Source organism: Candidatus Eisenbacteria bacterium (assembly GCA_005893305.1).
Classification (GTDB): domain Bacteria; phylum Eisenbacteria; class RBG-16-71-46; order SZUA-252; family SZUA-252; genus WS-9.
Window position 1 is genome coordinate 14,466 of record VBOZ01000028.1, and the last position, 22,038, is coordinate 36,503.

Annotated in this window: 17 protein-coding genes; all 17 read right to left on the bottom strand. The window is 69.1% G+C overall.

Annotated elements, in window-relative coordinates; translation table 11 throughout:
- Positions 1 to 7 precede the first annotated feature (7 nt).
- A complete protein-coding gene (locus E6K79_08465) occupies positions 8 to 994 on the bottom strand; it encodes a VWA domain-containing protein (protein TMQ64012.1) in 987 nt (328 codons plus the stop codon).
- 2 nt (positions 995 to 996) lie between these two features.
- Positions 997 to 2,046: a hypothetical protein gene (locus E6K79_08470; protein ID TMQ64013.1), complete on the bottom strand. Its 1,050-nt coding sequence runs from the start codon at positions 2,044 to 2,046 to the stop codon at positions 997 to 999.
- 8 nt (positions 2,047 to 2,054) lie between these two features.
- Positions 2,055 to 2,930: a DUF58 domain-containing protein gene (locus tag E6K79_08475; protein TMQ64014.1), complete on the bottom strand. Its 876-nt coding sequence runs from the start codon at positions 2,928 to 2,930 to the stop codon at positions 2,055 to 2,057.
- A complete protein-coding gene (locus E6K79_08480; protein ID TMQ64015.1) occupies positions 2,927 to 3,922 on the bottom strand; it encodes a MoxR family ATPase in 996 nt (331 codons plus the stop codon). Before E6K79_08480 ends, E6K79_08475 begins: the two co-directional genes overlap by 4 nt.
- A 16-nt stretch (positions 3,923 to 3,938) precedes the next feature.
- Positions 3,939 to 5,198, bottom strand: a complete 1,260-nt coding sequence (locus tag E6K79_08485; protein TMQ64016.1) for a serine hydroxymethyltransferase — start codon at positions 5,196 to 5,198, stop codon at positions 3,939 to 3,941.
- Between the two features lie 50 nt (positions 5,199 to 5,248).
- Positions 5,249 to 6,211, bottom strand: coding sequence for a branched-chain amino acid transaminase (locus tag E6K79_08490; GenBank protein TMQ64048.1), 963 nt, complete (start codon positions 6,209 to 6,211; stop codon positions 5,249 to 5,251).
- Positions 6,212 to 6,249: 38 nt separating this feature from the next.
- Positions 6,250 to 6,690 carry a hypothetical protein gene (locus E6K79_08495; GenBank protein TMQ64017.1) on the bottom strand — a complete coding sequence of 147 codons (441 nt, stop codon included), beginning with the start codon at positions 6,688 to 6,690 and terminating at the stop codon, positions 6,250 to 6,252.
- 148 nt (positions 6,691 to 6,838) lie between these two features.
- Positions 6,839 to 7,573, bottom strand: a complete 735-nt coding sequence (locus E6K79_08500) for an L-threonylcarbamoyladenylate synthase (protein TMQ64018.1) — start codon at positions 7,571 to 7,573, stop codon at positions 6,839 to 6,841.
- The gene (purE, locus tag E6K79_08505) at positions 7,453 to 7,929 is read right to left on the bottom strand and encodes a 5-(carboxyamino)imidazole ribonucleotide mutase (protein TMQ64019.1); all 477 of its coding nucleotides are present in this window, start codon (positions 7,927 to 7,929) and stop codon (positions 7,453 to 7,455) included. Before purE ends, E6K79_08500 begins: the two co-directional genes overlap by 121 nt.
- Complete coding sequence (purD, locus tag E6K79_08510) at positions 7,926 to 9,221, bottom strand: phosphoribosylamine--glycine ligase (protein TMQ64049.1); 1,296 nt, start codon at positions 9,219 to 9,221, stop codon at positions 7,926 to 7,928. Before purD ends, purE begins: the two co-directional genes overlap by 4 nt.
- On the bottom strand, positions 9,221 to 10,705 hold the full coding sequence (gene gatB, locus E6K79_08515; GenBank protein ID TMQ64020.1) for an Asp-tRNA(Asn)/Glu-tRNA(Gln) amidotransferase subunit GatB: 1,485 nt from the start codon (positions 10,703 to 10,705) through the stop codon (positions 9,221 to 9,223). Before gatB ends, purD begins: the two co-directional genes overlap by 1 nt.
- Entirely contained in the window at positions 10,702 to 12,183 is a 1,482-nt protein-coding gene (gene gatA, locus E6K79_08520; GenBank protein TMQ64021.1) for an Asp-tRNA(Asn)/Glu-tRNA(Gln) amidotransferase subunit GatA, read from the bottom strand. Before gatA ends, gatB begins: the two co-directional genes overlap by 4 nt.
- A complete protein-coding gene (gene gatC, locus E6K79_08525; GenBank protein ID TMQ64022.1) occupies positions 12,180 to 12,467 on the bottom strand; it encodes an Asp-tRNA(Asn)/Glu-tRNA(Gln) amidotransferase subunit GatC in 288 nt (95 codons plus the stop codon). Before gatC ends, gatA begins: the two co-directional genes overlap by 4 nt.
- Entirely contained in the window at positions 12,457 to 14,592 is a 2,136-nt protein-coding gene (locus E6K79_08530) for an ATP-dependent DNA helicase PcrA (protein TMQ64023.1), read from the bottom strand. Before E6K79_08530 ends, gatC begins: the two co-directional genes overlap by 11 nt.
- 7 nt (positions 14,593 to 14,599) lie before the next feature.
- On the bottom strand, positions 14,600 to 18,568 hold the full coding sequence (locus E6K79_08535) for a hypothetical protein (protein ID TMQ64024.1): 3,969 nt from the start codon (positions 18,566 to 18,568) through the stop codon (positions 14,600 to 14,602).
- Position 18,569: 1 nt separating this feature from the next.
- Complete coding sequence (locus E6K79_08540; GenBank protein TMQ64025.1) at positions 18,570 to 20,561, bottom strand: hypothetical protein; 1,992 nt, start codon at positions 20,559 to 20,561, stop codon at positions 18,570 to 18,572.
- Between the two features lie 28 nt (positions 20,562 to 20,589).
- A complete protein-coding gene (rseP, locus tag E6K79_08545; GenBank protein ID TMQ64026.1) occupies positions 20,590 to 21,969 on the bottom strand; it encodes an RIP metalloprotease RseP in 1,380 nt (459 codons plus the stop codon).
- Positions 21,970 to 22,038 lie beyond the last annotated feature (69 nt).

Here is a 22,038-nt window from a genome sequence, read left to right on the forward strand (position 1 = left end):
CTCTTCCCTACGGATAACGGCGCACGAAGGTCGCGCCGAGCAACAGGCTCAGGGCCATGAGGATCGCCCCCGTGGCGAGGAGTCCGGGGCCCATCTCGGCCCACTGAGTGTACGAACGCATTTCCACTTGAGAGGGTTCCATCGTGTCGATGTCCCGAAAGACCTGGGACAGAAGCTCGGCGTTGGTCGCGCGGAAGTACCGCCCGTGGGTGATGTCCGCCACCGACCGAAGCGATGCCTCGTCGATCTCGGACCGGACCCAGACGTAGTGGCGTCCCAGCATCGGGTCATCGATCGGATAGGGAGCCTGCCCCAACGTCCCCGCGCCGACCGTGTAGATCCGGACCCCGACCGCGGCGGCGAGCCTGGCTGCGGTGACCGGATCCACCGCGCCCGCGTTGTTGATGCCGTCGGTGAGAAGGATCAGCACCTTGCTCTTCCCTTTCGCCTGGCGGAGCCGTTGCGCTCCCTGGGCGATCGCGGCGCCCACGGCGGTGCCGTCCGTAAGCATGCCGAAGTCGATCCCGTCGATCAGGGCAGCGAGGCCGTCGTAATCGAGCGTGAGCGGCGAGACGAGCTCGCTCCGCCCGGCGAAGGCGATCAGCCCGATCCGGTCCTGGGCCCGGCCGCGCAGGAACTCCTTCGCCACCGACTTCGCGACGAAGAGCCGGTTCTGGGGTCGGAAATCTTCGCAACGCATGCTCCCCGAGACGTCGATCGCGATCACGATGTCGATTCCCTGGCTCACGATCTCCCTGGTCTCGTGTCCCGCCTGCGGGCGCGCGGCCGCGATCAGGAAGAGAAATGTGGCGAGAGGAAGAAGCCACCCGGCCACGCGCGCCAGATGGACACGCGTCCCGCCTGGCCGGGGGAGCGCCCGGAGCGCCGGAACCGGAAGCTCGGGTGTCTTCCATCCCGGGCGCCGAACCAAGTAGAGCGCCACGAGGGCCCACGGCAGCAACATCAGTAGAGCCCAAGGCTCTCCGAATCGCATGGCTAGCCCTTCGCCCTAGGCGGCGCGGGGGCCGGGGGCGGCGTGGAGCCCGGCGCCGGCCCCTCGACCCGCGGGTGAAGCCGTCCCGAGAGCGCCGCGGCACCGTCGAGCGCCTCGCGCGCCTCGACCAGAGGGTCCTCATGCCGCGCGAATTTCGCGAGATCGCTCCGTCGGAGCATCGCCCCGATCGCGCCGACCGCGTCGGCGTCGAAGCCCCGCGTGCTGAGCTCCCGCTCGAGCTCCCCGGTGGTTCGGTCGAGCGCGGGGACGCCGGTCACCGCGGTCACGTAGACGCGAATCGCGAGAGAGAGGCCCTCGTAGAACTCATCCCGCGCGAGCGAGCCGATCTCGGCGCGGAGGCTCTCGATCGACTTCAAGAACGTCACCTCGGGCGGCTGCGGCGCATCCTCGACGCGCGCGGCGACCCGGGAGCGGCGCCGCGCCCGCCGGTATAGCCACAGCGCGACCAGGATCGCCGCGATCGCGAGCAGCGCGCCCGCGATCGCCACCGCGTAGTCGGCCGGACGAAGCTCGGTCGGGAGCGGCCCTCGATCCGGCTCGACCGACCCGGTGATCGCGGCCGTGAGCGAGTCGACGTAGAGCGTGTCGGGCGGAAAGTCCAGCGTGTCGACGGTGCCCGCGACGGTCGCCGTGATCCAAGCGATCGGAAGCGGCATTCGGCCGATGTCGTATCCGCGCACCTCGAGCGCGGTCGACCACCGCGCGCCGCTCTCCCGGCGTGACGCGGAAGGCGGCTCGAGCGGCACGATCTCGAGCGAGGAGTCGGCTGGGCCGTGGGAGAAGGCCCCGGGTTGGGCCTCCGCGCCGGAGAGCTCGGCGGTGAGCCGCCAGACCGCGCGGTCGCCGAGCGTGACCCGTGCGGGCGAGATCTGGCTCCGCAGCCGGTAGTGGAGCGAGCCCAGGGATCCCGACCGCTCCACGGCGGGGCCGCGGGTGGTCTCGGCTCGACCCGCGCAGCCGCCGACGAATACGACCGCGGCCAGGAGGGCGGCGGCCGCCAAGACCGAGAGTGAACGAGAGCCCCAACGCATGGAGAGCGTCAGTGCCGGTGAGCGCGCGCCTCGAAGTGACGGATGAGGGCGGGCGCGGCCGGCGCCTCCGTCGAGAGGGCGATCCGCCCCGCGCGTCCGCGGAGGAGCAGGTCAGTGAGGGCTCGGGCCCGGCGGGCCTGCGACGCCCGCCACTCCGAGCGCGGGCGGCGGGCTCCCAGATCGAGCCACGCGGTGCGGCCGGACTCGAGGTCGCGGGTCAGGACGAGCCCCGCGAGCGGGGGCTCTGTCTCGAACGGATCCGACACTTCCAGGCTCACGAGCTCGTGGCGGCGGGCGAGATACCGAAGCTGCCGGTCGAAGTTCTCCGCCATCCAGTCGGAGACCACGAAGAGGATCGCGCGGCGGCGCAGCACCCGCGCGAGGAAGGCGAGCGCTCCCGCCAGGTCGGTGCCCCGGCCCTCCGGCTCGAACGCGACCATTTCGCGGACCAAGCGGAGCGCCCGGGCGCGGCTCTTCGAAGGAGGCAGGTAGAGCTCCACCCGATCGGTGAACAAGAGTAGCCCCACGCGATCGCGGTTTCGCGCCGCGGCCAGCGCCACCAGCGCGCCGGCCTCCGCGGCCGCCTCCCGCTTGATCCGGGCGCGGCTTCCGAACATGAGCGACCCCGAGAGATCGATCGCGACGATCACGGTCAGCTCGCGCTCCTCGTGGAACCGCTTGATGAACGGCTTCCCGGCGCGCGCCGTCACGTTCCAATCGATGGCGCGGACATCGTCGCCGGGGACGTACTCGCGCACCTCGGCGAACTCCAGCCCGGTCCCGCGGAACGCGCTCCGGTAGGCCCCCGAGAACACCGCCTCCACGGCCCTGCGGCTTCGGATCGTGAGCCGGCGAACCTGCGCCAGGAGCTCGGGGGTGATCACGGCACTTCGACGCGCGCGAGGATGCGGCGGGACACCTCGTCGACCGGCACCGCCTCCGCCTCGGCCTCGTAGGTCAGGAGAATGCGGTGGCGAAACACGTCGGGCGCGAGCACCTTCACGTCGTCGGGCGTCACGTACGACCGGCCTTCGAGGAACGCGTGCGCGCGGCCGGCTTTCGCCAGGGCGAGCGTCGCCCGCGGGGATGCCCCATAGTGGATGAGGGGGCGGAGGTCGAGGCCGAAGCGCTCCGGCTCGCGCGTGGCGTGAACCAGATCGACGATGTATCGCCGGATCCGCTCGTCCAGATAGATCGAGTGCACGACGTGGCGCGCGGCGAGAATCCGCTCCACGCCGACGACCGGCTTGCGCGGGCCGGGCGTCTCGCCGCCCATCCGGTCAAGGATCCGCGCCTCTTCCTCCGGGGTGGGATAGCCGACGCGGATCTTCAGGAGGAAGCGGTCCATCTGCGCCTCCGGCAGCGGATACGTTCCCTCCTGCTCGATCGGATTCTGTGTCGCCAGGACCCAGAAGAGAGAGTCGAGCGGATACGTCTTGTCGCCGATCGTCACCTGGCGCTCCTGCATCGCTTCGAGGAGCGCGCTCTGCACTTTAGCGGGAGCGCGGTTGATCTCGTCCGCGAGGAGGATCTGCGTGAAGACGGGCCCCAGCTTGGGAGCGAACGACCCGGTCCTTGGGTCGAAGACCAGCGTTCCGGTCAGATCGGCCGGAAGGAGATCGGGCGTGAATTGGATCCGGTGGAAGGTCGCCTCGATCGATTCCGCGACGGTCTTGACCGCGAGCGTCTTCGCGAGCCCGGGGACGCCTTCGAGGAGGAGATGACCGTCCGCCAGGAGGCCGATCAGGATCCGCCGGATCATTTCCTGCTGGCCGACGATCGTCCCCTCGATCTCGGCCAGGAGCGGTCCCACGAACGCGCTCTCTTCCCGCACGCGCGCGGTGCGCTCTTCGAGGCTGACGTCGCTCAGGGCCATGGTTCCGTGCGGGAGACTATTCCGAGAGGTGTTGGTAGAGCGGATAGGAGGCGCAGAGGTCCGATACCTGCTTCCGGATCTTCGCGAGGGCGGCGTCGTCGCCGCGCCGCTTCACCGCGTCGTCGATCCAACCCCCGAGCACCTTGAACTCCGCTTCTCCCAGGCCGCGCGTGGTGACCGCCGCGGTCCCGATCCGGATCCCGCTCGTGACCGCGGGCGGGCGCGGGTCGTTCGGAACCGCGTTCTTGTTCACGGTGATCCCGGCCTTGTGGAGCGCGTCCTCCACCTCCGCCCCGGAGAGGCCGGCGCGCCGGAGATCCATGAGGAGCAGGTGGTTGTCCGTCCCCCCAGTGACGAGGTCGTAGCCGCGCGCCATCAGCTCGGCGGCAAGGGCCTTCGCGTTCGCGACCACCTGGCGCGCGTAGGTCTTGAATTCCGGGGCCGCGGCCTCCTTGAAGCAGACCGCCTTGGCCGCGATCACGTGCATCAGAGGGCCGCCTTGCATGCCCGGAAATACCGATTTATCAATCGCCTTCGCGTATTTGCTCTTGCAGAGGATGAGACCGCTCCGCGGGCCCCGCAGGGTCTTGTGCGTGGTCGAGGTGACCACGTCGGCGTGGGGTACCGGGCTCGGGTGAACGCCCGCGGCGACCAGGCCGGCGACGTGGGCCATGTCGAACACGAAGGCCGCGCCGACCTCGTCGGCGATGGCGCGAAATCGCGCGAAGTCGAAGAAGCGCGGATAGGCGCTCGCCCCCGCGACGATCACCTGGGGCCGGTGCTCGCGCGCCAGCTGGGCTACCTGCTCGTAATCGAGCAGACCCGTCTCCGGCGAGAGACCGTACTGCACCGGCTTGAAGATGATGCCCGAGTAGCTGACCTTGTGGCCGTGGGTGAGATGGCCCCCGTGGGCCAGGGCCATGCCGAGAAGCGTGGAGCCGGGCGGCATGATGGCGAGATAGGCCGCTAGGTTCGCCTGGGCTCCGGCGTGCGGCTGGACGTTGGCGTGGTCCGCCCCGAAGAGCGCCTTGGCGCGCTCGATCGCGAGCGTCTCCGCCCGGTCGACGAACTCGCACCCGCCGTAGTAGCGCTTGCCCGGATAGCCTTCCGCGTATTTGTTGGTGAGCGGAGAGCCCATCGCCTCGAGGACGGCGGCGCTCACGAAGTTCTCGGAGGCGATCAGCTCGAGGGTGGACTGCTGGCGCCGGATCTCATCGCGGATCGCGTCGGCGATGTCGGGATCGACGGCGCGGAGCGGCGCCTCGTGCGCGATCATGCGTGCCGTCTCCGCCGGGCGAGCCATGCGCGGTGTCGTCGCCTCCGCGCTCAGCGGGCCTTCTTGGCCGCGCGTTGGACCTTGTTCTTGGGCTCCACCGGGAAGAGCCAGCCGTGGCGGTCGGGGGCGCGGCCTTCGATGACGTCGAAGAACGCACCCTGAAGCTGCCGGGTGATCGGGCCGACGGCGCCCTTCCCTACCGGGAGCCTGTCGATCGACGTGATCGGCGTGATCTCCGCCGCGGTCCCGGTGAAGAAGACCTCTTCCGCGAGGTAGAGCGCTTCGCGGGGAATCTGCTCCTCTTTGACCTCGAGCCCAAGGTCCCGCGCCAGGGACATCACGGTCTCGCGGGTGATGCCCGGAAGGATGGCGCTCGCGAGGGAGGGCGTGTGCAGCACCCCGCGGATGACGAGGAAGATGTTCTCGCCGCTTCCCTCCGCGACGAATCCGAAGGAGTCGAGCGCGACGCCCTCCTCATAGCCGTCGGCGACCGCCTCGAGCTTGATCAGCTGGCCGTTCATGTAATTCGCGCCCGTCTTCGCCATGAAGGGGAACGTGTCCGGGGCCGCGCGGCGCCAGGAGGAAACCTTGACCGAGATCCCCCGCTCCAGCGCGTCCTTCCCGAGGTACTTCCCCCAATTCAGCGCGGCGATCGCGACGTCCACGGGAACTCCCGTCGGATTGACCCCGAGGGTCTTGAATCCGCGATAGACGACGGGCCGGATGTAGCAGGCATCTCCCCCGTTCCGGACAACGGTCTGACGCACGGCGTCCATCAGCTCTTCGTAGGAGTACGGGCAATCGATCCGGGAAATCTTGCATGAGTCGAGAAGCCGCTGGACGTGGCGGTTCAAGCGGAAGACGGCGGTGCCGCGCGGCGTCGCGTACGCGCGGATTCCCTCGAACGTGCTCGAGCCGTAGTGAACGACGTGGGAGAGCACGTGTATCTTCGCGTCCGCATGGGGGACGAACGACCCATTCATCCAGATGAACGACTTCGATTCCTGCGCCATGCGCTCCTCCTTGGCCTTCCGCTCGGGGGCGCGCCGTTTCATCGCACGCCCTCGCTCCGTTCGACCGCCGCGCGGATCCGCGGCAGCCAGCGGAGTAAGTGGCTTTGAATCCGATTGAACGCGTCTTCGTACTCGGAGGGAACGCCGCCGATCGGGTCGCTCACGCCGGCATCCGCCGAGTGCGCCGGCTCGGCGTCGGTCCGCGTGATCAGGCGGATCCGATCGACCGCGTTCGGCGCCAGCTCCTGCGCGCGCGCGACGTGGCCCGGCTCCATGCAGAGGATCAGGTCGGAGCCCCGAAGCAGCTCCGGCGTGAGCCGGGTGGCACGATGCGATTTGATGTCGATCCCCTTCGCAGCGGCCGTCCCAACGGCCAGGGTTGTGGCGGGCGACCCGTCGACGGCCCCGGTGCCGGCCGAGCTGACCCCGATCTGAGCCCCGTCGGGCGCCAGGAGCGAGCGCAAGATGCCTTCGGCCATGGGGCTACGACACGTGTTTCCTGTGCAGACGATGAGAACCTGGAACAAAGGACCTCGCCTCGTCGGGTGTGGGATTGCGGACCAGGGTAAGTTTAGGGGCCGCCTTCAAGAGCGTCAAGGCGCTTCCCCCGGCCGTCCGACCGGTATGTCAAACCTCTTCGATGCGCACCGATCCCGGGCGGATCACGCGGATGATCTCCCCATCCGTCCGCACGATCGTGGAGGGTTCGCCGGAAAGCGGACCCTGGTCGATCAGCAGATCGACGTCCGCGAGGCCCACATCCTCGGCCCGGGCGGGCGCCCGCGATCCGGGCTCGTTGGCCGAGGTGGAGAGAAGAAGCCCGCCGCACGCGCGGGCCACCTCGCGCAGCAGCTCCGAGCCCGGGCATCGGAGCGCGGCCGTGCCGTCCGATGCTCGGAGGGATTCGGGCACGAGCGGCGAAGCGGGCACGATCATCGTGAGCGCCCCCGGCCAGTGTTCCCGCGCGAGTGATTGGGCCGGGGCCGAAACGGTCGCCGCGTACCGAGCGAGCGAGCCCGGCTCCGCGATGAGGCCGATCCACCCGCGATCCATGGAGCGCGGCTTCAGCGCACGAAGCCGCTCGAGGGCGCGCGGGCGATCCGGCCGGACGTGGAACCCATAGACGCCCTCCGCGGGCAGCACCGCGATCCCGTCCTGGTCGAGCACCGCCGCGGCGCGCGCGGCCGCCTCCGCCCAGGACCCCCCGGCGGCGAGGACGATCCGCTCCACGATCGCGGCGCTCAGAGCTTCTCGCCGCGGGCGAGGCGCTGCTTCAGGTCGTCGAGCTTCTGGCGGAGCGCGGGGTCGGCGAGCGCGAGGATCTGCACCGCGAGGACGGCCGCGTTCTTCGCGCCGGCCGATCCGATCGCCACCGTCGCGACCGGGACGCCCGCCGGCATCTGGACCGTGGAGTAGAGCGCGTCGACTCCTCCGAGCGCGGAGCCGGCAAGAGGAACGCCGATCACCGGGAGCGTGGTCTGCGCGGCGACCGCCCCCGCGAGGTGGTTCGCCATGCCGGCCGCGGCGATGAAGATCTCGACGCCGCGCGCGGACGCGGTGCGCACCAGGTCGCGCACGCGATCCGGGTTTCGATGCGCGGAGGCCTGCTCCATCTCATGGGCCACGCCGAACGACTCGAGCAGCTTCGCGGACTCCTCCATCGTGGCACGGTCGGATTCGCTTCCAAACAGGATCGAGACACGGGCTTTCGGGTTCATCGGCGGGCTCCGGAGGAGAGGGGCGCGAGCGCGATATCCTTCCGATACTGCATTCCTGGGAATCGAATCCGGCCGGCCGCGTCGTAGGCGGCCGCGCGCGCGAGGTCGAGCGTCTCGGCGTGGGCAGTCACCCCGACCACGCGCCCGCCGCTCACGATCCACTGCGGGCCGCGCCGCTCGACCCCCGCGCAATAGACGCGGATCCCGTCGGGCCATGGGCCTTCGAGGCCCTCGATCGGCGCGCCCGTCTCGGGGCGTCCCGGGTAGCCGGCCGCGGCGAGCACGACGCAGACCGCCGCGCCCTTGTACGCCACGGACGATCCGTGCCGCTCGGCGGGCAGCGCGCCCCGCGCCGCGGCAAGGAAGAGCGGGTAGGCGTCCTCGCCCAGGAGCGTGAGGACCGCCTGCGCCTCGGGATCCCCGAAGCGGGCGTTGATCTCGAGCACCATTGGTCCCGAAGAGGTCAGCATGAGACCAAGGTAGAGGACCCCTTGGAACGGCGTGCCCGCCTCGCGAAGGGCGCGGAGGAGGGGATCGACGATGCGCCGGGCGATGCGCTCGGCTTCCACCGCGGAGGGAGCCCGCGCCGGAGCGCACGCGCCCATGCCGCCGGTGTTCGGACCCACGTCACCGTCCCCGATCCGCTTGTGGTCCCGCGCGGGCGGGAAGAGCAGCCAGCGCTCGCCGTCCGTCAGGACGAGCACCGACGCCTCTTCCCCTTCGAGGCACTCCTCGACGATGACGTTCTTCGCGGCGTGGCCCAGCTCGCCGCGCCTCATCCAAGCGTCGACGGTCGATCGCGCCTCGCTCGGATCGCGGGCGATCACGACCCCCTTCCCCGCCGCGAGCCCGTCCGCCTTGAGCACAAGAGGATAGGGAGCCCCCTCGATCAGGCGCTCGGCCTCTTCCGCCGACCCCGCGACGCGGAACGCCGCGGTCGGAAGATGAAGCCGAACAAGTAGTTCCTTCGCGTATCTCTTGCTCCACTCGAGACGGGCCGCTTCCCGTCCAGGGCCCAGCGTGGCAATTCCCGCCGCGCGCATGGAGTCCGCGAGGCCGGCCTCGAGGGCGGCATCGGGGCCGATGACCACCAGCTCCACCTTTCGCGCCTTGGCCCACGCGGTCAGCCCCGCGACGTCGGCGGCCGAGATCGGAACGCGCTCCGCCAACGGCTCCATGCCCGCATTGCCAGGGGCCACGTAGAGTCGCGGCCGCGCCGCCGAGCGATGAAGCGCGCCGAGGATCGCGTGCTCGCGGCCACCCTGCCCGACCACGAGGACGCCCGGCCCGATCACGGCTTCTCCGCCAGCACCGCGCGGAGCGCCTGCTGGAGCTTCTCGGGATGCGCGCGCCCGCGGGACTGCTTCATCGCCTGGCCGACCAGGAACGCGAACGTCTTTTCCTTCCCGGCGCGGAAATCGGCGACCGGGCCCGGATGGGCCGAGATGACCTCCTTCGCGAGCGCGCGAAGCGCGGCATCGTCGTCGATTGGCATGAGGCCATGCCGTTCGATCAGCTCGGCCGGTCCCGCGGGATCCTGGACCATGAGCTCGAAGAGCTGCTTCGCGATCTTCCCGGAGATCGTTCCGTCCCCAACCATGCGGACCATGTCCCCGAGCCGGTCCGCGCGGACCGGGAACTCCTCGATCGTGAGGCCGTTCTTGTTCCGGACGGCGTTGACCTCGGTCATGATCCAGTTCGAGGCGAGCTTCGGCTGCCCCGATCGCGCGACGACCTCTTCGTAGTAGCTCGCGAGCGAGCGGGTATCGGTGAGCACCTCGGCGTCGTACTCGGGAATCTTGTGCTCTCGGACCAGGCGCTCGCGGAGCTGGTGCGGGAGCTCCGGAATTCGCCCGCGGACGGCCTCGATCCACTCCCGCGACAGATCGAGGGGCAGCAGGTCGGGCTCCGGGAAGTACCGGTAGTCGTGCGCTTCCTCCTTGCTCCGCATCGCCTCGGCGACGCCGCGCTCCGAGCTCCAGAGGAGCGTCTCCTGCACGACGCGGCCGCCGGATTCCAGGAGGCCGATCTGACGGTCGATCTCGAACGCGATCGCGCGATCGACGAAGCGGAACGAGTTCAGGTTCTTGATCTCGGTCTTTGTCCCGAGCTGGGTAGAGCCCTTCTTCCGCACCGAGACGTTGGCGTCGCAGCGGAGGCTCCCCTCTTCCATGTTTCCGTCGCAGACGTCGAGGTAGACGAGGAGCTGGCGGAGCCGCGCCATGTAGTCGGTCGCCTCCGCCCCGGACCGAAGATCCGGCTCCGAGACGATCTCGATCAGCGGAACGCCGGCGCGGTTCAGATCGACGCGCGTCGTGTCGACCCCCTCCCGTCCCTCGGGATGGAGCGACTTGCCCGCATCTTCTTCCAGGTGGATCCGGACGAGCCGGATCGTTTTCCAGGAATCGCCCGAACGGATCGCGAGCGAGCCGCCGACGCAGAGCGGCCGGTCGTACTGCGAGATCTGGTACCCCTTCGGGAGATCCGGGTAGAAGTAGTTCTTCCTCGCGAAGACGCTCCGCCCGGCGATCTCGGCGCCGACCGCGAGCCCCACCATCGCCGCGAAATCGACGGCCCGGGCGTTCAGCGTCGGGAGCACGCCGGGGAGGCCGAGGCAGAGCGGGCAGACCTGCGTGTTCGGCGGCGCGCCGAAGCGGGTCGAGCACCCGCAGAAGATCTTCGTGCGGGTCTTGAGCTGCGCGTGGACCTCGAGGCCGATCACCGGCTCGTAGCCCTCGCGGGCGGTCTCCGCGGAGACGGCCGCCGTAGCGCTCACGCCGCCTTTTCCAGGGCGATCGGGGGGAGGCGCCGGGCCGCGTCGCTCTTCGACTCCCAGGCGCGGGCAATTCGAAGCAGCGTCTCCTCATCGAACGGCTTCCCGGTCAGCTGAAGCCCGATCGGAAGGCCACCCTTCGTGAACCCGGCCGGAAACGAGAGCGCGGGCACCCCGGCCAACGACGCGGGAATGGAATAGATGTCATTCAGGTACATCGCCATCGGATCTTCGGACTTCTCGCCGAGCGCGAAGGGCGGCGTCGGCGTGACCGGCATGAGGAGGGCGTCCGTCTCCCGCGACGCGTCCTCGAAGTCGCGGCGGATCAGGGTCCGGACCTTCTGGGCCCTCAGGTAGTAGGCGTCGTAATAGCCGGCCGACAGCGCGTAGGTGCCGAGGAGGATGCGCCGCTTCACTTCCCGTCCGAACCCACGGCCGCGCGTCGCCTCGTACATCTCCCGGAGATCGCCGGCCGGCACGCGGAGCCCGTAGCGGACCCCGTCGTAGCGCGCGAGGTTGCTCGAGGCCTCGGCGGGGGCGATCAGATAGTACGTTGCGATCGCGTAGCGCGCGTGCGGCAGCTTCACGTCCACGACCGAGGCGCCCTCCGCGACCAGCCACTTGGAGACCGAGTCGAAGCAGGCGTGGATCTCGGGGTCGAGCCCTTCGCCCAGAAGCTCCCGCGCGATCCCGATCTTGAGGCCGCGGACGCCGCGCTCGAGGTTCTCCATGGAGACCTGGCGGGTCTCCGGCCGGCTCGTCATGTCGCGCTCGTCCGGCCCTGAGATCGCGTTGAAGAGGAGGGCCGCGTCGCGCGCGCTCGTCGCGAGCGGACCGATCTGGTCCAGGGACGACGCGAACGCGACGAGGCCGTAGCGCGACACGGCCCCATAGGTCGGCTTCAGCCCCACCACGCCGCAGAACGCCGCCGGCTGGCGGACCGAGCCCCCGGTATCGGAGCCGAGCGCGAGCGGCGCTTCCCTCGCTGCCACCGTGGCGGCCGAGCCGCCGCTCGACCCGCCTGGCACGCGCGCGAGATCCCACGGATTTCGGGACGGCTGATACGCCGAGTTCTCGGTGGACGAGCCCATCGCGAACTCGTCGCAATTCGTCTTGCCATAAAGGAGGGCCCCTGCCGCGCGCAGACGCCCGATGACGTGGGCGTCGTACGGCGCGCGGAAGCGCTCCAAGATGCGCGAGCCGCACGTGAGCGGAACGCCGCGCACACAGATGTTGTCCTTGACCGCGACCGGCACGCCGGCCAAGGCGCCGAGGGTCTCCCCGCGCTTCCGCCGCGCGTCGATCTCGGTCGCGGCCGCGACGATCGACTCGGGCTCCAAGTGGAGGTAGGTGCCCAGGCGCGGCGCGGTCCGACTTGCCTGCGCGAGGAAGGCGCGCGCGACATCGACCGCGCTCCGCTCTCCGGCGCCGACGGAGCGCCCGAGGCTCTCCGCGGATTCCTGTACGGATGCCTTGCTCATACCACGCGGGGCACCCGGAAATAGTCGCCGTCGCGGTCGGGCGCCTGCGCCAGGACGTCGTCGCGCACATCCGACGGCTGCTCCTCGTCGGGACGAAGCGGCGGCGGCGCTCCCGCGATCACCGTGCTGGTCGGCTCGATCTTCGATACGTCGAGAGCCTGGAGCTGCTCCACGTAGGTGAGGATCGCCTGGAGCTCCCGGACGTAGCGCTCCTCCTCGGCCGGGTCGACACGAAGCCGGGCCAGAGCGGCGATCTTCTGGACGGTCCCCCTGTCAATCGGCATGGCTCAGCTCCGCGAAGGCCGCGAGGATCTTCTTCACCCCCGCGCGCCGGAATTGGACCGTCAGCTTGGCGCGCTCCCCCATCCCCTCGCACGCCACCACGACCCCCTCGCCGAATTGCGGGTGGAGGACGCGTACGCCGACCGGGCTCGGGACATTTCTGGACGGCGATGAAGCCGGGCGCCGGATCGTGCGCGGGCGCGGCGCGCCCCAAGGGTCCGCCTGGTCGATCACGACGCAGTCCGTCGGGATCTCGCTGACGAAGCGCGACATGCCGCCCCCGGAAGCGTTCCAGGCGCGACGGTAGGTCGCGTGGAGCAGCCTCACCTCCGACTGGGCTCTCGTGAGCGCGACGTAGAAGAGCCGCCGCTCCTCCTCCAGCTGCTTCGGATCCTCCAGCGAGGAGGCGTGCGGCAGGAGCCCCTCCTCCAGGCCGACCAAGAGGACGACGGGGAACTCGAGTCCCTTGGCCGCGTGGATCGTCATGATGTTCACGGTGTCGTCGGCGTCGTTCCAGAGGTCGACGTCGGTCAGGAGCGATACCTCGGCCAGGAACCCGTCCAGGGTGGGTTCCTCGGCTCGGCGGGCGTAGGCCTCGGCGCCGGCGATCAGCTCCTCGACGTTCTCGATCCGCTCCGCGGCCTCGGAGGGATTCTCCTCCAGGAGATATTCGCGGAACCGGACCTTGGCCAGGAGCTCGGCCACGCAGACCGCGGGCGGCAGCGCGGTCAGATCGCGGAGCGACTCGAGGAACGCGCCCGCCTCGCGAAGCTTCTTTGCGGAAGCCGCGCCGGTTACGGCGGCGAGCTCGGAGTGGCCGATCGCCTCCGGCACCGAGAGCCCGCGCTCCTCCATGAAATCGCGAAGCCGGTCGAGCGTCGTCTTTCCGATTCCTCGCGGGGGCACGTTCAGGATCCGGAACCATGAGATCGAGTCGCGAGGCTGGACGAGGGCACGCAGGTAGGCGAGCACGTCCTTCACCTCGCGGCGCTCGTAGAACGAGATCCCGCCGGTCAGCTGATAAGGAATCGCGGAGCGGCGAAGCGCGTTCTCCACCGCGCGCGACTGAGCGTTCGTGCGGTAGAGGACGACGAAGTCCCGATTCGATCGCCCCTGCCTCCTCCGGGCTTCCAGAAGGATCGAGACGACCTTCTCACCCTCGGCCTCCTCGTCGGGCAGCACGTGCAGGGTGAGCGGCTCCCCCACGACATTCTCGGTCCAGAGCTCCTTCTCCTTCCGCCCGGCGTTGTTCCGGACCACGCCGTTCGCCGCGCGGAGGATCGTCTGGGTCGAGCGGTAGTTCTGCGTGAGGCGAAGGACGGTCGCCTCCGGGTATCGCTTCTCGAACGAGAGGATGTTCTCGACGCTCGCCCCCCGCCAGCCGTAGATCGACTGGTCGTCGTCCCCCACGACCGTGAGATTTCGGTGCACGCGGCAGAGGCGCTCGATCAGCTCGAATTGAATCGCGTTCGTGTCCTGGTATTCGTCCACGAGCACGTGACGGAAGCGCTCCGCGTACATCCGGTGAACGCTCTCGTCCAGATCGAAGAGCCGGACCGTGTAGAGGAGCAGGTCGTCGAAGTCCATCGCGGCCCGGTCCCTTAACCCCTTCGCGTAGCGCGTGTAGATCGGGGCCAAGCGCCGGTCGATCGGTCCACGCGCCTCGGCCTCGAACGTCTCGGGCGTGATCCCTTCGTTCTTCAACCGAGAGATCCTGGATCCCGCCGCGGCGGGCGTGAGCGCGCGGTCCTCGCCGCCCGTCTCGCGGAGCAGCTCGCGGAGAAGGGAGCGCTGGTCGTCGGTGTCGTAGATGACGAACCCGCGGGGGTAGCCGAGCGCTTCGGCGTGGCGCCGAAGAATGCGGACGCAGGTCGCGTGGAAGGTGCCGAGCCAGACGCGGAGGTCTTCCCCTCCGAGCAGCGATTCGACGCGGCCGCGCATCTCGCGCGCCGCCTTGTTCGTGAACGTGAAGGCGAGGATCGCCCCCTCGGGCACGCCCCGTTCGCGGACCAGGTGCGCGATCCTCCCCGTCAGGACACGGGTTTTCCCGCTCCCGGCGCCCGCGAGGATGAGCAGGGGGCCCCCGGGATGCTCCACGGCCTGGCGTTGAACCGAGTTCAGATCCACGGGGATCTCAGTACTCCAAGCGAACCTTGAGGTCGAGGTTGTACTCCTGGGTCGGCAAATGACTTGGTGTGGTCTGCCGCCGGATCTGTTGTCCCTTCAGGAGGAGAAAGCGCGTGACGCGGTAATCGGCGTTGATCTGCTCTTCTCCGGCTCCCGAGAAGTCGCGAGAGTACTTGAGATAGAAGTCGGGGGTCACGTATTTTCCGACCCCCACCAGGCTGATCGGCGAGGCCCCCGATTGGCTCGCGCTCGGTGCGTTCGCTCCCGAGCGAAGATCGATCGTATCGATGAATCCGCTGCCGCTCAGCCAGTGCTCCACGTTCTGGAAGAGGTAATTCGAGATCGGCAGCGTGACTCCCGTGACATCCTGCGCGCCGCCTGCCCCGGTGGCCGAGACGTCGATACCGGCCGTCGGGGCGAACTGCCCGAGCGCGAGCCCCTTCCACAGAGCGTCCGGGGGCGTGCCCGCGTCGTCGTACACCCTCACCTTGAGCCGCGAGACGCGATCCGACAGGGAGAGGTAGACGGTGCGGGTTCCGGTCGCCGCGGGGAGGGTCGTTTCGGCCGTGATGCTGACCTCGGGATCGATCCGGTCCGGGCTGTTGAAATTGATCAACCCTTGGAGGTTCCGGAATTGCCGGGTCATGACGTAGTACTTCCCGCCCCGCACATTGAGGACGCCGAGCGCTAGGTCGCCGCTGCCTTCGTTCTTGAAGATGAGGTTCCCGTCGCTCTGTACCTCCACCTCGGCGTCCAGAGTCCGGTAGAAGACGTTTCCCGGGATGTCGACGCTGATGTTGTAGAGATAGGGGAGCGGCTCGCCCGGCTCTCCGGGCGGGCGCGACAGATCGAGCGTGAGCTCACCCTTCGAGATGACCGCGTGGCCGGTGATCCACGGGGTCGGCGCCCCATCGGGATTCCTCGCGTTCGCGATGTTGAACTCGCCGGTGAGACGGAACAGGTAGCTCTCCCGGTCGGTCGTCGTGAAGTCGGTCGCCTTGATCTTGAACGCGTACTCCCCGCGCGGCCCGATGGCCGGTGGCTCGAAGGGCGGGGGGGCCGCGGTCGGCCATTTCCACCATCCGGTCAGGGTCAGCTTTCCGCGCTTCCCTTGCCGCGCCGACGCCTTTGTCACGTTGAGGCGCTCCTGGTCGAACGTGCCCTCCATCGCGACGCCTTCCAAGATCTCGTCCCTTCCCGCCCAGCGGAGCTTTCCGTCCGCGATCTTCAGGCTTCCCGTCACATTCGGTTTCCGCGTCGTGCCTCCGATCTCGGCTGACGCCGCAAGACGGCCGCTGCTCGACGCGATCTCCGGGAAGATGATCGGCAAGATCGACAGATCGCCGTCCGGCACGTTGATCGATACGGCGAGCGGCGCGCTGTCCAAGAGCCGGTTCTCGGCGTAGAGCGAGAGATCCACGGGAATCTCGCCTCGAATCTGCGAGATCGACCCTCCCTGGCGAAGATCGAAACGATCGATGCGGAGCCGGCGGTCTTTGTAAGCGAGGTTGAGGCCGACGATCTCCCCCTCCACGCCGCGGAATCCGATCCTGGGTGCGCGGCCCTCGAGCTCGAATTTCGGGTCCGCCGCGGTGCCTGAAACCCGGAGGCTCGCGGACGCGCGGCCCTCGAGGGTGCGAAGCTTCGAGGCTGCCGGCGCTACGAGGCCGAGATCGAGCTCGTCCGCCGTCGCCGAGAGCGCGAGCGCGGCGCGCGATGCCCAGGTGCGGTCTCCCTTGTCGAGCGCGCGCCACCACGATTCGAGCGTCAGCTGGGGACGGATCGATCCTTCGACCCTCACGCGGCTCTCGCCGGCGCGCCATTCGGCCTTCGACACCGTGAGCACGCCGGGAACGTAATCGAGGTCCAGAAGAAGGCTGTCACCCGCGATGCCGCCCAGGACCGGGCGCTCCACCCCGACCCGCACGGAGAGGTCGGGATCCGCGATCGCTCCCGACGCGAGGAACTCCGCCCGGGCGATGCCGGCCATCGGACGGCGGCCCAGCTCCATCCCCGGGATCAGGCCCAGATCCAGACCTTGGAGCCTTCCCCGCGCGTCGAGCGTCTGCTTCGCGGGATTCCAGTCGATGTCCGCCTGGAGCGTTCCCGGATCGAGATCCAGGAGGACGTCCGCGATCCGCACGCGGTCGCCGAGCGACGATACCTGAGCCACGCCGCGGCTCTTGATCCGGTGCTCCCCGGCCTGGAGCGCGAGAGAATCGAGTCGGGCCCGAACGCCATCCGGAGCGAACGTCACGACGCCGCCGAGCGTGAGTACCGTGTCGCCGAGCGCCTGGCGCCAGCGCGAGATCGTGAGCGTTTTTCCGCCGGTCATCTTTGCTTCGAGATCGCCGAGCCTGCGTCCGCCGGCGGTCAATCCCTTCCCGCCGACCTCGGCGGTCAGATTGAGCGCGGGGAGGAGCGTCCCCTGGGCTTCGACCGTCATCGTGTCGCAGGCGAGACCGTTCTTGAGACTCGCCCGGAAGAGGCTTCCTTGGGCGGTGAACGTCGGCGCGGAGAGCGGGCCCGTGACTTGAGCGGTCATCCGCCCGGAGCCCGAGAGCGCGTCCACCGGGTGGAGGAGCGGGGACAGCTCTTTGAGGTCGGCCAGCGTGCCGGTGAGCCGCGCGGAAAGCGCGCGATCGGCCCCGAGGGTCCCGGTGACCGCGATGCGGCCGCCCGGAACGTCGACCCACCCGCTGTCGACGGCAACCGAGCCGTCTGGAGGCCTGTGAATGCGGGCGAATCCGCGCTGGATGGCGAGCCGTCCGAAGCGGCTCGGAGCGAGGGTCACTCCGAACGTCGCGTCGAGGACCGGCTTCGCGCGGTGCGCCTCGATGTGGGCCTCGCCCGTCAGGAGCCCCTGCGGCATTTCCTCCGGCGACTTCCACCACGGAATGAGCGCCGGATTCAAGTCGCGGAAGCCCATGTCGGCCACGACCACGCCGCGTGTCTGGATCGTCGCGACGCCGGTGACCTCGGCGTTTCGCACCCGGAGACGCATCGCGGAGAGATTGACCACGCCCGGGCTCGACTTCGCGTCGAGCATGAGCGTGTCGACCGCCTCCCCCGCGTAGCGGCCCGAGAGCCGGGCGCGCGCCTCGCCCGCGCTGGGCGTGCCCGAGAACGAGATGGCCCCCCGAAGCGTCCCCTCGTAGCCGCGCAGCTGGAGCGTCCGGGAAAGCTCCTCCACGTGGAGCGGATGCAGGGAGAGCAATCCTGAGCGCACGCGCCCCGCCGCCAGATCCCAGCCCACTCGCGCCGTGACCCGCGACTTTCCGAGCGCGATCTCGAGGGGTGCTGCTTGCAGCGCGTCGCCGTCGGCGAGGATCGTGCCGCTCATTTCGAGGCGGCCGGGGCGATTGGGGTTCTGGCTGGATCCATCCAAATCGCGGATCACGAGCTCGGAGCGTCCGCCTCCGACCCGGAGCGTCGCGTGGCCGTCGATCCCCCCGTACTGGATCTCCGCGCGATCGATCGAGAGACCGCCTTCCCGCACCGTGATCTCGACCCGCGTCTGGCGGTTGGATGGGGTCCCAGGCTTGCGGTGAGCGAACCGAGGCACCACGATCTCGCCGTTTCGATCGTGCACGAGGTCGATGCGCGGCGAGTCGATCACGACCTTCAAGTCGCGGGAGTGTCCGAACAGGAGGCCGACGAGGTCGTAGTCGACGCGCAGGGTCCGGGCGCCGGCCCAGGTAATCTCCCCGTTGGGCGTCCGGACGAGGAGCCTGGGATTCTCGACGACCGCTCCGCGGAGAACCGTCCCGCGCACGCGGTCCGCGGTGAACCGCGTGGAGTCGGTGCCGACCGCTCGGTTGATCTCGGCCATGATGCGCCTCGAGAGACCGGGATTTCCCGACGCGAAGAGGCCCGCCACGAGCATGTACCCGAAGCAGAGCAAGATCGCGATCGAGAGCGCGGCCACCAGGAACGCCTGCACCGATCGAGCCATTTTGTTGCGCTCTGGATTCATCTCAGTAGGGATACCCCAGGCTGAAGTGGAACTCCCCGCGCCGCGCGCTCAGGTCGGGCTCGAACGGGGTTCGCGGGCTCCGGATCTTCCAGCCGTAGTCGAAGCGGATGGGGCCCACCGGCGTCCCGATCCGGACGCCCACCCCTCCACTGTACCGCATGTCGTTATACCCCGCTCCGCCTCCGAAGCTGAGGATTCTTGTCAGTTTGATGTCCTCGGGACGCTCCCAGACGTTGCCCCCGTCGAAAAAGGCGGCCGCCGAGACGATCCAGACGAGGGGAAACCGGAATTCCACCGAGCCGAGCATCAGGACCTGCCCGCCTCGGGCCTCGACATGGGACCCTTGGGCGTCGACGACTTCCCGGCTGCCGAGCTCGTTCTCGAGGTAGCCTCGGACCGTCGAGGCACCGCCCGTGCGGTAACGATCGTCGACCGGGATCTCGTCGAGCTCGCGCGGGGTGCCGAGGGTGGTGTCCGACGTCGCTCGCGAGCTCCACGGCTCGATAAAGCCACCCCGCACCCGCATCGCCAGGACCGCGCCGGCCTGAAGCGGGATGTATCCGGTCGCCTGCAGGCCCAGGTTGGCGAATCCCCCGGCCCCCGGCTTAGCGCCCGTCACAAACTCCACCTTTCCGAGCAGATCGTTTCCGCGTTTCGGATTGAAGAGGTCGGCCCGCGTGTCGCGCTCCGACGTGAACACGATCCGGTTCGTCGTGTAGCTCCTGCCCCCCGACGCGATGCTCACGCTGTCGCTGACCACGTGCCGGAGCTCGTAGGAGGTGTACGAGCGCGTGTCCTTGAGGAACGACGTGGCGAAGACGACCGAGCCGCCGTACGCCCGGAGCGGAGCCGGATCGGTCTTCTCGATCACGGGCTGATCCTCGGTGTACGCGCCCACCGTCGTCTGCATCCGGAATCCCAGCGGCCAAGGATGGGTCAGCGCCACGTCCAAGCGGCGGTCGCCGAATTTCGCGTGCACGGGATCGTGGAACACCCGAAACGGGAGCACGCGAAGGCCGAGGCGGCCGGTCGTAACGAAGCGCATCGACGACCGGAAGATGTTCCGTTGCCCCCACTGCCCCGTGAGCCGCAGCTGATCGACGGTCCCATAGCCGACCCCGGCGTCGATCCACCCCATCTTCTGCTCCCTCACCGCGACGATGACCTCGGCCCGATGGCTCGTGCTGTCCACGGGACCCAGCTCCATCTGCACATCGGTGTAAAGTCCGGAGTCGTAGATCCGCTGCTGGCTCAGGACAAGCTTCGAGCGGCGCACGGCGTCGCCGGGGTGAAGGAGCATCTCCCGCGTGACGAACGACGGCTTGGTCTTCTGCGTTCCCTCGACCTTGAATTGATCGACGAACACCCGCGGGCCCGGCTGCACGCGGTAGGAAACCGAGACGCGCTGGTCGTGGACCTCGAGGGAATCGATGACCCGCGCGAGCACGTAGCCGCGATCGGCGTACGCGTTGACAACCGAATCGCGGCTCGCCTGGACGATCGGCGGGTCGAGCGGCGACCCCGGCCGGAATCGGAGTATTTCTCGGAATTCGGCCTCCGGGAGCGGACCGGTCCCCGCGACGCGGATGGTGTCCACCACCGCGCGGGGTCCCTCGGTCAGGTAGAAGTGGACATCCCACTTTCGCGTGGAGCTCCCCACGGGCCGGATCGGAACGCTGTCGACGAGCGCTTCGAGGTAGCCATGGCGGCGATAGAACGCGGTCAGGGCCAGACGATCGGCCCGGATGAAATCGGAGCGCAGGGGATTCTTCCGCCACGGCTTCCAGAAGGAGCTGCCGCGCGTGCGCAGGAGGTTCCGGAGCTCTTTCGTCTTGTAGGCGAGGTTGCCGTGGATTTCGACCTTGCGGACGACCCGCTCCACGTCGAGGTCCGAGCCGACCTGCGCTCGGAGGGGAGCGGGGAGGAGCGCAAGGAGGAGCGCGGCCAGAGCGCAGCGCCACGGCGCGAGACGGTGGTGGCTCCGCTCAGGCAATCCCCCGACCCGCCTCAATCGGCGAGGGTCAAGGCCCGGGAGCGGTGGCCGCCGTATCGGCCGGCGCCGTCGACCGGAGCCGCTTGTCGATGTCGGCCTCGGCGCGCTTCCGTTGAGTCACGCGGCTCACGTCGTTGTAGAACGCGAACACCACGAGGCCGATCAGCACGAAGAGCCCGATCCGTTGGAAGAAATATTGCGTCTTGAGGGAGAGTGGTCTCCGCCGCACCGCCTCGATCAGCGCGAAGAGGATGTGCCCGCCGTCCAAGATCGGGATCGGAAGGAGGTTCATCACCATGAGGGCGAGGCTGATGAAAGAGGCGAACGTAATTAGCTGCTGGATTCCCCCGCGGGCCTGCTCGCGCGCCACCTGGGCGATCGCGATCGGCCCCGCGATCGAGCCGTGCAGCCGCACGGGGTCGGAGACAAAGCTCCAGAGCCCCGCGTAGATCTGTCCCGTGACCCAGAACGTCTGTTGGATCCCGAGGACGACCGCCTTCCCCGGCGGGAACGTCTGCCGGTACGTGAGCGCCTCCGGCGGCGAGACCCCGATCGTCCCCTCGGGCGATGTCTTCAGCGTCACGGTGAAGGTCCGATCGGCGCGGCGCACGGTCAGGGTCCGTACGGCGTCCGGCTTGCTCCGCAGCGTGGACGAGAGCTCCGACCAGATGCGAATCGGCTTGCCGTCGACGCTCAGGATCTCGTCCCCTTCGCGGAGCCCGGCATCGTAGGCCGGGTACCCGATCAGCACTCTTCCGATCACGGTGCCCATGTCCCAATCGAGCCCGCTCATGATCGCCTCGACCTCGTGGCGCGGGGTCGAGAGCGTCACCTCCCGCCCTTCGCGTTCCACGACGAGCGGAACCGTTCCGGCGCCGGATTCCTTCGCGGCCGCTTCCGCGGCCACCGCGAGCGCGGAGAGTGTCCGCGCGGGGTGACCGGCCAGGTTCACGATCTGATCGTGCGGCCGGAGGCCGACGCGCCCGGCCACGGATCCGGCGTCCACTTTCGAGACGCGCGTCGCGAAATCACGCCCCTCGATCCCACCCAGGAACACGGCCACGGTGACGAGGAGCGCGAAGACGAGGTTCGCGATGGGGCCCGCGGCCGTGATGAGCGCCCGCGTCCACCAGGGCTTCGAGAGGAACTCGTCGGGTGCGCCCGACCGGTCCTCGGCCTCCGGGGTGTCGCCGGCCATGCGCACGAAGCCGCCAAGGGGGAGCAGGGAGAGCCGGTAGTCGGTGCCCCCGCGGGTGAACCCGACCACCCGGGGGCCCATTCCGATCGAGAAGGAGATCACCCGGACGCCGAGCCACTTCGCGACGAGGAAATGCCCCAGCTCATGGACCAGAACGAGGACGCCTAGGATCAACGCACCGTAAAGGGCGACGGGCAGGATTTCGGTCATTCTGGGGCTTCCCTCATGGAGTTAAGCGACGAGGCAGGGCCAGGAAACGACTCTAACAGGTTGAAATTA

Coding starts and splice junctions, on each gene's coding strand:
- E6K79_08465 (TMQ64012.1), bottom strand. CDS start 994: ATGCGATTCGGAGAGCCTTGGGCTCTACTGATGTTGCTGCCGTGGGCC.
- E6K79_08470 (TMQ64013.1), bottom strand. CDS start 2,046: ATGCGTTGGGGCTCTCGTTCACTCTCGGTCTTGGCGGCCGCCGCCCTC.
- E6K79_08480 (TMQ64015.1), bottom strand. CDS start 3,922: ATGGCCCTGAGCGACGTCAGCCTCGAAGAGCGCACCGCGCGCGTGCGG.
- E6K79_08485 (TMQ64016.1), bottom strand. CDS start 5,198: ATGATCGCGCACGAGGCGCCGCTCCGCGCCGTCGATCCCGACATCGCC.
- E6K79_08490 (TMQ64048.1), bottom strand. CDS start 6,211: ATGGCGCAGGAATCGAAGTCGTTCATCTGGATGAATGGGTCGTTCGTC.
- E6K79_08495 (TMQ64017.1), bottom strand. CDS start 6,690: ATGGCCGAAGGCATCTTGCGCTCGCTCCTGGCGCCCGACGGGGCTCAG.
- purE (TMQ64019.1), bottom strand. CDS start 7,929: ATGAACCCGAAAGCCCGTGTCTCGATCCTGTTTGGAAGCGAATCCGAC.
- gatA (TMQ64021.1), bottom strand. CDS start 12,183: ATGAGCAAGGCATCCGTACAGGAATCCGCGGAGAGCCTCGGGCGCTCC.
- gatC (TMQ64022.1), bottom strand. CDS start 12,467: ATGCCGATTGACAGGGGGACCGTCCAGAAGATCGCCGCTCTGGCCCGG.
- E6K79_08535 (TMQ64024.1), bottom strand. CDS start 18,568: ATGAATCCAGAGCGCAACAAAATGGCTCGATCGGTGCAGGCGTTCCTG.
- rseP (TMQ64026.1), bottom strand. CDS start 21,969: ATGACCGAAATCCTGCCCGTCGCCCTTTACGGTGCGTTGATCCTAGGC.